Here is a 12,231-nt window from a genome sequence, read left to right as displayed (position 1 = left end):
GATTCGAGTGGTGATCGCACCAAGCCCTCAGTACGATAGGCCACCCGTGAATACAGCCGCGCCAGACAGCTGTACTGGCTGCATCCTCGACCCAAGGACATAACATGGACCGCGTGCGTAATCTCCTGGAGCAAATCCAGGGCCGCCTCGAAGAGCTGAACAAGGCTGAACGCAAAGTCGCCGAAGTTATTTTGCTCAACCCCCAGCAAGCCACCCGCTTCAGTATCGCCGCGCTGGCCCAGGCCGCCTCGGTCAGCGAACCGACGGTCAACCGGTTCTGCCGTTCGTTCGGGGTCAGTGGTTACCCCGAGCTGAAGCTGCAACTGGCCCAGAGCCTGGCCAGCGGCGCTGCCTACGTCAGCCGCGCGGTGGAAGCCGATGATGACCCGGCCGCCTATACGCAGAAGATTTTCGGCAGTGCCATTGCATCATTGGACAGCGCCTGTCAGCAACTGGATCCTCAGTTGATCAGCCGCGCCGTGGACATGCTGATACAGGCCCGGCAGATCCATTTCTTCGGCCTGGGCGCCTCGGCGCCGGTGGCGCTGGATGCCCAGCACAAGTTCTTCCGTTTCAACCTGGCCGTGTCGGCTCATGCCGATGTGCTGATGCAGCGAATGCTGGCGTCGGTCGCCCATACCGGCGAGCTGTTTGTGATCATTTCCTACACCGGCCGCACCCGCGAGCTGGTGGAAGTGGCCCGGGTGGCACGGGAAAACGGCGCATCGGTGCTAGGCCTGACCGCCAAGGACTCGCCGCTGGCGAAGGCCAGCAGCCTGAGCCTGAACATTCCGCTGCCTGAGGACACCGACATTTATATGCCGATGACTTCCCGCATCATTCAGTTAACCGTACTCGATGTGCTGGCCACGGGCATGACCCTTCGTCGCGGCGCCGATTTCCAGCCGCACCTGCGCAAGATCAAGGAAAGCCTGAACGCGAGCCGCTACCCCATCGACGACGAATTGAATTAAGGCCCCGCCGCCGCATCAGGTCCATCGCGCGCCGCGCTGTCTCACCCTTCAGTTGAGCAGCCGCGCCTGCAGGGTCAGGTGGGCTTTTTCACCTGGCGCCAGGCTCAGGTTGTCCTGGCTGCCACTGGTGGCCTCCACGCACAGGAACCCCTGGCTTTCGTTACCCGCCACACCCAGCAGCGGCCGCGACCCGGGGTGCCACACCACGGTGTCCTCGCTGTCAGCCGTGTGGATGGCCAGCTTCCGGGCCCAGGCATGGTCTTTGAGGTGCACCTGGCTGGCCCCGCTGAACACACGCTGGCAGGCGCCGGTGACTTCCAGTTCGCCAGTGTGCGTGGTGGTCTTGCGGCTCAGCTTGTCGTAACTGCGCACGCCGTCCAGGCCTTCCAGGCTCACTTCGTTCACATCGCCGATGCGCCAGTAGGCCAGCAGGGCATGGCTCAGCTGGCACGGCAGGCTGTCCTGGTGCTCGGTGCTCAGGCGCAATTCCATTTGCTCACCCAGCCGCGCATGCAGGTCTACCTGCCAGTCACACAGCATCAGCCGCCAGTGCAGGGTCACACCGTCATTGTCTTCGCTGCTGTCGTGCAGCTTCCAATCCACCAGGCGGCCCCAGCCGTGGGCCGGCCACATGCCTTCACTGGGGTGGCGGCCATACCAGGGCCAGCATACCGGTACACCACCACGGATGGCGCCGGCCTGGGGCCAATGGGCCGAGCACCATAGCCAGGGTTTTTGCCCCTGGGGGCGAAAGTGCAGCAATTGCGCGCCCTGGCGGCTGAATACCGCCTGGCATTTGGGGTGGTCGATGACCAGCACGTCGCGCTGCTGAAAACGCTCCCACTCAAAGGTGGGCCGAGGCCGCTGCGACTTGAAGAAACGCTGGAGCGGGTGGTCGTGCATGACAGTAGACATGGAAGTAAAGCTCACCGAGGTCGGCTGATATTATTCGAGGTAGCGCTATCTTACCGATATAAACCAGTTTTTCGCCGAGCTTTTTGCCGCATTGGGGTAAGCGGGGATTCACGCGGGGCGCAGGAGCCGGCTTGCCAGCGAGCTTTTCCAAGGCTTGAAAAGCTCGCTGGCAGGCCAGCGCCTACAAGGCGGGTTCAGCGCCCTTTTTGCGTTAGAACTTGCTTTGCAGTTTCAGGCCAGCCACCACCGCATTGTCCACCTGGTCAACACCACCCGGGTGCTTGATGTATTGCAGGTTGGGGCGCACGGTGAGCCAGTTGGTCACGTGGAAGCCATAGTAGATCTCGGCGTCGTACTCGGTGTCCTGCACAGGCAGGTAGCCGGGGTTGTCGTAGTCGTCGATCCCATTGAGCTGGTTGACCAGTTTGGCGCGGTCCTGGGCATCGTCGTTGACGTGGATACGGCCGATACCTACACCGATGTCATCCTTGGGGCGGGCGTCGAACGGGCCTTTGTACACCAGGCCTACCTGCTGGTAGTTGTCGATGTAGTTGGTAGCCTTGTCATGCACGGTGAAGTTGGCAAACACACTCAGGCCGCGGCTGGCATCACCGTTGTGAGCGGTCAGTTGCTGCTGTGCCACGATCCACCAGCCGTGCTTGCTGCCGTGGGTCTTGTAGGCACCCGACACCGGTTGTGGCTGGCCATCGATGCCGTCGTAGACGTCGTCAGCCTTGGCGGTGCTGTAGTAGTAACCCAGGCGGTATTCACCCGGCAGGCCATTGACCTGTGGCGACCATACGCCCTCCACCGGCAGGATGGTGCCCTTGGTGCCGCTGCCGTTGAGCTTGAAGCCGTTGCCGGTTTCCAGGTTCGACGGGTTCTGGTTGTACGCACCGACCTGCATGTAGAACTCGGGGGTCAGGTTGTACTTCACGCGGCCAGCCCACTGGCTGACAGGCCAGTTGTACCAGATGCCGCCCACCCAGTTACCGACCTGCGAGCCGCAGAAGGTCAGGTTCTGGAAGTCGCAGGGGAAGCTGTTGAAGTCTTCGCCCGGGCCAAAGCGGCCGACCTTGACGTCCAGGGCGCCGTCGAAGAATTTCTGCTTGTACCACATCTGGGTCAAACGCCAGGTCTGGCCGCGGCCCCACACTTCCTGCGAAGAGCTGAGGGTGCCAGCACGTGGGTCGCCGATGCGGTCGTTGGAGATGTTACGGCCACTACGCTCGGTGACCGTCAGCTTGAACTCGGCATCCTTCCAGCCCAGGATCTTGTTCAGGTCCATGTCCACGCCCAGGGCGAACTGATCGCTGTAGCGCGCGGTCACGTCCTTGTCGTAGCCACCACCCAGGTTGCTGCCCGCCTCCCCGACGTATTCCAGGGTGAAGTCATAGCCCTTTTTCAACAGTTCCGTACGTTCCCCGCCCCAGTCACCGAGCATCCACGGCGATTCCGGGTCGAAAGCGTCGTACGCATGGGCGCTCGTAGCGAGACCCAGTGCGCTGAGCACCGAGACCTGCAACAAACGATTGCGTGCTGACTTGTTCATGCGCTTTTTCATCCTTTGCTTCCTCGTCTTATTGTTATTGGCTGTTGATAAACGCGGTGTACTTCGGTGATGCCGGGCAGCACGCCACCCGGCACGAATTCAGCGCCCCTTGAACTGCGCGACGTTGTCGCCTGCCAGGGATGCCTGTGCACGCCCCACCGCCCCCAAGCGTTCGCCGGTCTGGGCGTCGAACAGCAACACCTTCGCCGGGTCGAATTGGAGGTTCAGGGTCTCGCCCACCCGTGGCGCCACATCGGGCGCCAGGCGGCAGCAGACCTTGGTGTCATTGAGGGTGACGAAGACCAGGGTATCCGGGCCTGTCGGCTCGGTAATGTGAACTTCGGCGCGGATGCTCGGCAAGCCTCCGTCCTGGGCACCGGCCAGCAGGATCTGTTCGGGGCGCATGCCCAGGATCACTTCGCGGTCTTCCAGGCCCGCGTCGCTCATGGCCAGGGGCAGTTCGCACCGGGCCTGGCCGCTGTCGAGCAGGGCCACCAGGCGGCCATCCTTGCGCTGCAGGCGCAGGGGGATGAAGTTCATCGGCGGCGAACCGATGAAGCTGGCCACGAACAGGTTGGCCGGGTCGTTGTAGATGTCCTTGGGCGTGCCGAACTGCTGGATGATGCCATCCTTCATCACCGCCACCTTGTCGCCCAGGGTCATGGCCTCGATCTGGTCATGGGTGACGTACACGGTGGTGGTCTTGAGGCGTTGGTGCATCAGCTTGATTTCTGTGCGCATCTCCACACGCAGCTTGGCGTCGAGGTTGGACAGCGGTTCGTCGAACAGGTAGATCTTGGGCCGCCGCGCCAGCGCCCGGCCCATGGCCACGCGCTGCTGCTGACCACCGGATAGCTGGCCCGGCTTGCGGTTGAGCAGGTGTTCGATCTGCAGCAGTTTGGCAACGCGTGCCACTTCTTCGTCAATGGCGGCGGCGGACATCTTGCGAATTTTCAGGCCGAAGGCGATGTTCTCGCGCACGGTCATGGTCGGGTACAGGGCGTAGGACTGGAACACCATGGCGATGTCCCGGTCCTTGGGGCTCATGCCGCTGATGTCGGCACCGTCCACCAGGATGGCGCCGCCGGTAATGTTCTCCAGGCCCGCAATGCAATTCATCAGGGTGGACTTGCCACAGCCAGACGGGCCGACCAGGATCAGGAATTCGCCGGAGTCGATACTCAGCTGGATATCTTTCAAGGTGTCCGGCAGGCCGCTGCCATAGGTCTTGATTACGTTGCGCAGTTCGAGCGTTGCCATGTTTCTACCCCTTGACCGCGCCGGCGGTTAGCCCACGCAGGAAATACTTGCCGGCCATGATGTACACCAGCAATGTCGGAAGGCCGGCGATCATCGCCGCGGCCATGTCTACGTTGTATTCCTTGGCGCCCGTGCTGGTATTGACCAGGTTGTTGAGCGCCACGGTGATCGGCTGCGCATCACCACTGGCGAACACCACGCCGAACAGGAAGTCGTTCCAGATCTGGGTGAACTGCCAGATCAGGCAGACCATGATGATCGGGATCGACATGGGCAGCAGGATTTTGTTGAAGATGGTGAAGAACCCTGCCCCATCCAGCCGCGCGGCCTTGACCAGCGCATCGGGCACGCTGACGTAGTAATTGCGAAAGAACAGCGTGGTAAAGGCCAACCCGTACACGATGTGTACGATGACCAGGCCAGTGGTGGTATTGGCCAGGCCGAGCTTGCCCAACGTAAACGAAGCCGGCAGCAACACCGTCTGGAACGGCAGGAAGCAGCCGAACAGCAGCAGCCCGAAGAATAGCTGCGAACCGCGGAAGCGCCACATGGACAGCACGTATCCGTTCATGGCACCGACGAAAGTCGAGATCAGCACCGCGGGCACGGTGATCTTCACCGAGTTCCAGAAGAACCCGCCGACGATGTCCCAGGCCTTCAACCAGCCGATGCCGGTGAACACCTCGGGCAAGCTCAACAGGTTGCCGGTACGGATGTCATCCGGGGTCTTGAAGCTGGTGAGCAGCATGACCACCAAGGGCACCAGGTAGACGGCGGCGGCCAGGATCAGGGTGGCGTAGATGGCCACGCGGCTGAAGGTCAGCGCAGGTTTGCCATAGGCACTAGTCATGGCGCTTGTTCCTCAATTCCGAATACAGATACGGCACCAGGATCGCCAGGATCGCCCCCAGCATCAGCATGGCGCTGGCAGAACCCACGCCCATCTGGCCACGGCTGAAGGTGAACGAATACATGAACATGGCGGGCAGGTCCGAGGAGTAGCCGGGGCCACCGGCAGTCATCGCAGCTACCAGGTCGAAGCTCTTGATGGCGATGTGCGCCAGGATCATGAAGGCGCTGAAGAACACCGGCCGCAGGCTGGGCAACACAATTTTCAGGTAGATGGTCGGCAGGCTGGCGCCGTCCACCTGGGCGGCGCGGATGATCGACTGGTCGACCCCACGCAGGCCTGCCAGGAACAGCGCCATGACGAAGCCCGAGGCCTGCCACACCGCGGCGATCACCAGGCAGTACACCACGCGATCCTGGTCGATCAGCCAGTCCAGGCGGAAGCCTTCCCAGCCCCAGTCACGCAGCATCTTGTCCAGGCCCAGGCCCGGGTTGAGCAGCCATTTCCAGGCCGTGCCGGTGACGATCATCGACAACGCCATGGGGTACAGGTAAATGGTGCGCAGGAAGCCTTCGCGGCGGATGCGCTGGTCCAGCAGCACCGCCAGGAACACCCCCAGCACCAGGCTGATGGCGATGAACATGCCGCCGAACACGGCCAGGTTCTTGCTCGCCACCCACCAGCGGTCGTTGTTGAGCAGACGCTCATACTGCGCCAGGCCGGCGAAGGTGTACGTCGGCATGAACGTGGAGGTGGTGAACGAAAGAATGAACGTCCAGAAAATGTAACCGTAGAAACCGACCAGCACGATCAGCATGCTTGGCGCCAGCACCACTTTGGGGAGCCAGCGTTGCAACGCATCGAACGGCGAGGCCTTGCTGAACACAGCCACAGAGCTCATCGGAGAAATCCAGTGTGAAGATCAATCGGTACCGAATGCCTGCGCCGGGGGCGGAGAAACCCCGACGCAGGCATCGGCCGTACTACGAACGCAGCGTCACTTGGCGGCGGAAATCGCGCTACCCAGTTTCTTGGCGGTATCGGTCGCGTCGGCGTTCTTGTCGCTCATGAAGTTGGTGACCACGTCGAAGATCGCACCTTGCACCGCCAGAGTGGTGGCCATGTTGTGCGCCATGCTCGGTTCCAGCTTGCCGGCCTTGTCAGCTTCGGCGAAGTCCTTGGCCGAGGCCTGGGCACAGCTGTCGAACTGGCTCAGGTCCATGTCATTGCGAACCGGAATGGAGCCCTTGGCCTTGTTGAAGATTTCCTGGAAGTCCTTGCCCATGGCGATCTTGGCCAGGTCCTGGGCGGCTGCGACACTGCCTTTGTCCTTCACCTTGAACACGGCCAGGGAGTCGATGTTATAGGTGAAGCTGCCCGCGGTACCCGGGAACGGCACGCACTCGTAGTCGGTACCGGCTTTCTTGCCCGCCTGGGTCCACTCGCTCTTGGCCCAGTCACCCATGAACTGCATGCCGGCCTTGCCCTGAATGACCTTGCCGGCCTCCAGGTTCCAGTCCTGGCCTGCGCCGTCCGGGTCCATGTAGCCCTTGATTTTCTTCAGCTGGGTGAACACCTCAGCCATCTTCGGACCCGTCAGCGTCTTCTCGTCCAGGTCCACGAAGGCTTTCTTGAAGCCATCGGCCCCCATGACGCTGAGCACCACGTCCTCGAAGACGGTAGCGTCCTGCCATGGCTGACCACCATGGGCGATCGGGATGATGCCGGCGGCCTTCAGCTTGTCGGCGGCGGCGTAGAGTTCTTCGAGGGTGGCAGGCGCTTTGGCGATACCGGCCTTCTTGAAGGCTTCGGGGTTGATCCACAGCCAGTTGACCCGGTGAATGTCCACCGGCACTGCCACGTAGTCACCCTCGTACTTCATGGTGTCGGCGACGGTCTTGCTCAGCAGCTTGTCCCAGTGCTCGCTCTCGGCAACGCTTTTCAGGGTGTCCGGGTCCAGCAGACCGGTGGTGGCCCACTCCTGAATGTCGGGGCCTTTGATCTGGGCGACACCGGGCGGGTTGCCAGCCACGGAGCGGGACTTGAGCACGGTCATGGCAGTGGCACCACCGCCACCGGCCACGGCACCGTCTTTCCAGGTGAAGCCGTCTTTTTCGACCTGCTGTTGCAATACTTTGACCGCGGCGTGTTCGCCACCGGACGTCCACCAGTGCACCACTTCCACCGTGCCTTTGGAATCGGCGGCGTGCGCGGCGAGCGGGAACAGGGAGGCGAGGGAAATGACAGCGGCGAGGCGATTGATCGCGTTCATCGGAGGTCCTTTTTTGTTGTTATGCATTGCAAGTCTGATGCTTGCGCTGCGTGGAGTGTAAACAGGGTATTTAGTGCGACAGGTAACGAAGCGACGCGCAAATGTCACCAACCGGTGACAATGTGTTGCCCGCCGAGGCGCGCAAGGTTGCAGGCCAGGCTTGGCGCCAGCGGCACGCGCGGCAACAGCACGGCCTGCAGGGCGTGATAGAGGTCCGGTTTACCGGCCCAGACGGTCGCCGAAGGCTTGTTGCACGGGTCCAGTTCGTGGTGCCAGCTACCGTGTTCCCGGTCCAGCAGGTGCACGGCGGCGTACTCCCAGAAGTCGCGGTACCAGTGCTCGTATTGGGCATCGCCGGTTCGGCGCAGCAGCGCGGCCGAGGCGGCGATGGCTTCGGCGGTGACCCAATGCATGCGTTGGCGCACCACCGGCTTGTCGCTCCAGTCCAGGGTATAGACCAGCCCCGGCGCGCCGTCGGCGTGCCAGGCGGTGCGGCAGGCCTGTTCGAACAGGCCGCGGGCGCTGGCCAGCAGCCAGGTTGGCGCCGGACGCACGGCGTCCAGCAACGCGGCTTCGAGGTGCAGCAACAGCCGTGCCCATTCGAAGGCATGCCCCGGCGTGCTGCCGAAAGGCCGAAACGGGTCGGCCGGTTGCGCCTGGTTGTACGTCAGGTCGGCAGACCAGTCGGGGTGGAAGTGTTCGATTACCCGGTATTGGTTAGGGACGGCATGCTGGTGAATCACCCGTTCGGCGATCCGCAGGGCGCGTTCGAGCCAGTGCGGGTCATGGGTGACATCGGCCAGGGCGAGGAAGGCCTCGACGCTGTGCATGTTGCTGTTGGCGCCGCGATAGGGCTCGGCGCGGCTCCACAGGCGGTCGAAGGACTCGCGCATGGCGCCTTCCTCCTCGCTCCAGAACCGCGCCAGGATCACCTCCACCGCCTGGTCGAGCAACGCCTGCGCCCCCGGGCGCCCCGCCGCCACCGCACTGCTGGCGGCCAGGGCCACGAAGGCATGCAGGTAGGCAGCCTTGCCCATGTCCCCGTCGGCGGCATGGGCCACGGCATACCAACCGCCCTGCTCGGCATCGCGCAGGCTGCCAGCCAGCGCCGCCAGGCCATGGTCGACCAGCGCGGCGAAACCGGGCAGGCCTTGCACGCTGGCCAGGGCAAAGCTGTGGGTCATGCGGGCGGTGATCAGCGTTTGCGCCGGGGCATCGGGCAGCCAGCCGCGTTCATCCAGGTGGCCGAAGCCTTCTTGCAGCTTCGAGGCCCGGGCGAAATCCAGCAAACGCAGCCCCTCGGCCGCCAGCCAGTGGTGATGGGAGGGGGTATTGAGCCAACTGCTGAATTCCAGTTGCAACCGTTCCATGGGTGTCCTTGGTTTTTTGTTATTTGCGTACGCAGTTTAATCAAGGGAGGGGAATTCGCAGGTAACCAAATGTCACTGTCTGGTGACAGGGTTTGTCAGGGCGGGCCAAGATCGATCTCAAGAACGCCAAAAAAGGATTGCATCAAGGCCGCAATGAAAGCTGACTGGCACGCCAGACGTCTACAGTGACATGATGGAAGCCACTGCCCCGGCCCTGAATACGCGCCATGTTGCTGAACGATCCCATCACCCTGCTGCTGATCATCACCCCGTTCGGCCTGCTGACCGCCTTGATGCTGTGCTTGTCGGGCATCGGTTTGAGCGAGCGGCACACCGCCCTGTGGTGGTGGCTGGGCGGGGACCTGCTGCTTGCCGCCTACCGTATCGTCGATTTGCTGCAACCCGATGTGGCCACGGGGGCGTACGCCTGGCTCGGGGTGCTTGCGCCGATGCCGGCGTTCCTGCTCAACACTACCCTGCTGCTGGCAGCCATCGGCGGGCATACCCTGGCGCTGCTGCATCTGGCCGGTCGCGCGGGCAGCCGTACCGCCCAGGCTGCGCTGCTGCTGGGTACGCCGATGACCTATGCCCTTGGCGCCAGCATGCTGATACACAGCAGCTACCTGCTGCCGTGGTTCTTCCTGATTTGCTTCATCACCATCGGCATCCAGTGCCGCCTCGCCCTTAGCCTTACGGCCCGTTACCGCGGCGCCTGGGGCTTGGCGGTCGGGCAACTGGCCCTGCTCGCCTTCCACGCCTGGAACGTGATCAGCCTGCTGCTTAGCCCGCCCCCGCCCCTGGCCTTCGACACCCCGGACATGTTCACGCTGCCCGAGCTGGCCATGGACTTCATGGTCTCGTTCCTGTTCACCTTGTGCTTTGGCCTGATGCTGCAGGAACAGGTGCGCCTGGAAATCTTGCGCCTGAGTGTCACCGACTTCCTCACCGGCGCCCTCAATCGCGCAGGCGCCACCACCGCCATTCTGCGCAAGGACGCCCAGCGCTACCCCCTGGCGATCGCCCTCATCGACCTGGACAACTTCAAGCGTATCAACGACCAGCACGGCCACGGCGCGGGCGACACCGGCCTGAAACTCTTCGCCAGCACCGTCACCCAGCTCAAGCGCAGGACGGACCTGTTTTCCCGCTGGGGTGGCGAAGAATTCCTGCTGGTGATGCCCGGCACCACCACCCGGGAAGCCAGGGTGTTACTCGACCGCCTACGCGAGGCGCTTGAGGTGGAATCGATGCAATTGCCTTTCACCCTGCGGTTCAGCGCCGGGCTGGCGCAGACTGAACGTCTCCATGGCCAGCAGGATTTCGAGCGGTTGCTGCGCAGCGTGGACCAAGCCTTGTACCGAGCGAAGTTGCAACGGGATCGGGTAGAAGAGGCCGAATTGGCAGATACCTGAAGCGAACTCGACCGCCTGCTGTGGCCGCTGGTATGCCGGCAAGGTTATCAGGCCAATGTAAAACCCGGTTTATCACTCACCGAGACTAATCAGAAGACAAGCTACTCCACCCCAAACCAACATCACGTACGTCAAGAAGTTATTCAACCGAATTAACCTTCTAATATACGATGGAAAATTCTCGATCTCTGAGGCATCAAGCAAACCTGCCCGGATACCTGCTCGTGGCCAAGCAACCGCTCCCGAAATTTTGGTAGCGAGTATAAACCGACTTACCCATCCGCTCGTTTCCAGACTTCGCGCCGCTAGCGAAAACTGCCTGGAGCCCTTTAAAGCATTCACCATCTCATCAAGATAACGCCAACTGATGTAAACACTCAGCACTATCCCAGAGATACACAAAACGACCGGCCCGGCATAAAATGCCACCGCCCACCATGATTGTCCAAGTTCCACGCCCATTAACGTGTCAGCCCGTATACAACATCACCTAGGTGTTCGCCGACCAGCCCACCACCGGTCGCCCCTGCCCAAGCCCCGACACCAACCAGCGCTGCCGTGCAGGCAACACCCCCTATCCCACCCGCGATACCTAAAGCTACACAGGCAGAACCAGAAGCTTGCAGCCCAAGCGAAGCGCCACGAATGCCCGCGACAGTAGACCCAATAAACTTGCCACCTTCCGTGAGCCGTACTCTTTCACAGGCCCGAGAGGACAAATCATCCGTGCAAACGGCTCGAATCGACAACAACGATGATACGCCGCCAAGACCTATACCCACATACCCACCTGCCTGCATATACTTCGCCGCCCGGCTCACTGCATTCACATGCGTCGCATACCCCGGTATCTGGCCCGGCGCGCCTGCCCTGTTCCACCGGTGTACCAGACTCTGACTCGAAATACCCAACGCTGTCTTCAGCTTTTGGTTATCTCCAAAAGTGGTAAGCCCCCTGAGCCGAGTCGAACTCAACAGGTGCGCATCCAACTGCGCCAGCAACTGGCGTCGCTGCAAAAGAAACTCCGAAGATCTCAGGTTGCCGTGCTGGCGGTAGCTGTGCTGATGCAAAAGCTCCATCTTTTTCAGCGTGTCGCGCAGGCTGACCAGATGCTTCTCCATCATCGCCGCACTGACGCCAAGCCAGGTAGAACCCTCACCGATGAAACTGCCAATTTCCGCACGGTGACGAACCATGAAATTCGCCTCGTCCGGCGTGAGCGGGTCAAGGGCGATCTTGACCCGCTCGGCAGCCTGCATCAGCTGCGCCTCTGCAAAGGTACAACGGGTGTTGCCAGGGTCGCTCAGGACAATCAGCGAGCCTGCTTTTATGACGCTGCCAAGGCCGAGGTTCAATGCCCTGAACGTTGGCATTGACGGAGGCGACATGGCCGTGAACAAGTTCCGGTACAGCTGGGCAGGCGACATGCTGTAGGGCACGATGTAGAAGCCAGGCTCAGCCTGAAGATTCCCTGCGACACCTTCGTAGCGGGAAGGTGATAGCGCGGTGGCGACGACGTGTGACGCCTTGTCATGGGGGTGTTCAGTCAAGTGAGATCCCTCTCGGCAGGCGAGCAGCCTACCAACCAGGGAAATAATGGCGAAAGGAATGATTATTAGGGGAAGT

The 12,231-nt window shown here is 61.9% G+C and carries 10 protein-coding genes; 2 read left to right on the top strand and 8 right to left on the bottom strand.

The window, feature by feature from the left end; all coding sequences use genetic code 11:
* Positions 1-113: 113 nt before the first annotated feature.
* On the top strand, positions 114-974 hold the full coding sequence (gene hexR / locus HWQ56_RS05375; protein ID WP_176572346.1) for a DNA-binding transcriptional regulator HexR: 861 nt from the start codon (positions 114-116) through the stop codon (positions 972-974).
* A gap of 48 nt (positions 975-1,022) precedes the next feature.
* On the opposite strand, the gene HWQ56_RS05370 is transcribed toward hexR, so the two are convergent.
* From HWQ56_RS05370 to HWQ56_RS05340, 7 genes are all read right to left on the bottom strand, one after another.
* The gene (locus HWQ56_RS05370) at positions 1,023-1,877 is read right to left on the bottom strand and encodes a D-hexose-6-phosphate mutarotase (protein WP_176572345.1); all 855 of its coding nucleotides are present in this window, start codon (positions 1,875-1,877) and stop codon (positions 1,023-1,025) included.
* A 223-nt stretch (positions 1,878-2,100) separates the two neighbouring features.
* Positions 2,101-3,441: a carbohydrate porin gene (locus HWQ56_RS05365; protein ID WP_425331935.1), complete on the bottom strand. Its 1,341-nt coding sequence runs from the start codon at positions 3,439-3,441 to the stop codon at positions 2,101-2,103.
* Positions 3,442-3,540: 99 nt separating this feature from the next.
* Positions 3,541-4,701 (bottom strand): ABC transporter ATP-binding protein, encoded by a 1,161-nt coding sequence (locus HWQ56_RS05360; protein WP_158154401.1) that lies wholly within the window; start codon positions 4,699-4,701, stop codon positions 3,541-3,543.
* A 4-nt stretch (positions 4,702-4,705) separates the two neighbouring features.
* Entirely contained in the window at positions 4,706-5,551 is an 846-nt protein-coding gene (locus HWQ56_RS05355) for a carbohydrate ABC transporter permease (RefSeq protein ID WP_158154400.1), read from the bottom strand.
* Complete coding sequence (locus HWQ56_RS05350; protein ID WP_158154399.1) at positions 5,544-6,452, bottom strand: carbohydrate ABC transporter permease; 909 nt, start codon at positions 6,450-6,452, stop codon at positions 5,544-5,546. Before HWQ56_RS05350 ends, HWQ56_RS05355 begins: the two co-directional genes overlap by 8 nt.
* Before the next feature lie 96 nt (positions 6,453-6,548).
* Positions 6,549-7,823 (bottom strand): ABC transporter substrate-binding protein, encoded by a 1,275-nt coding sequence (locus HWQ56_RS05345; protein ID WP_176569969.1) that lies wholly within the window; start codon positions 7,821-7,823, stop codon positions 6,549-6,551.
* Between the two features lie 104 nt (positions 7,824-7,927).
* Positions 7,928-9,193, bottom strand: a complete 1,266-nt coding sequence (locus tag HWQ56_RS05340; RefSeq protein ID WP_158154397.1) for a D-mannose isomerase — start codon at positions 9,191-9,193, stop codon at positions 7,928-7,930.
* A 227-nt stretch (positions 9,194-9,420) separates the two neighbouring features.
* Here HWQ56_RS05340 and HWQ56_RS05335 point away from each other — a divergent pair, with 227 nt between their 5' ends.
* Positions 9,421-10,605, top strand: coding sequence for a GGDEF domain-containing protein (locus HWQ56_RS05335; protein WP_176569968.1), 1,185 nt, complete (start codon positions 9,421-9,423; stop codon positions 10,603-10,605).
* Between the two features lie 461 nt (positions 10,606-11,066).
* Here the strand turns inward: HWQ56_RS05335 and HWQ56_RS05330 are convergent, their stop codons facing one another.
* Positions 11,067-12,155, bottom strand: coding sequence for a hypothetical protein (locus tag HWQ56_RS05330; RefSeq protein WP_245217819.1), 1,089 nt, complete (start codon positions 12,153-12,155; stop codon positions 11,067-11,069).
* Positions 12,156-12,231: the final 76 nt, after the last annotated feature.

The organism is Pseudomonas eucalypticola, assembly GCF_013374995.1.
Classification (GTDB): domain Bacteria; phylum Pseudomonadota; class Gammaproteobacteria; order Pseudomonadales; family Pseudomonadaceae; genus Aquipseudomonas; species Aquipseudomonas eucalypticola.
Note: the sequence above shows the minus strand (reverse complement) of the source record. Positions and strands in the feature narration are given on the sequence as shown.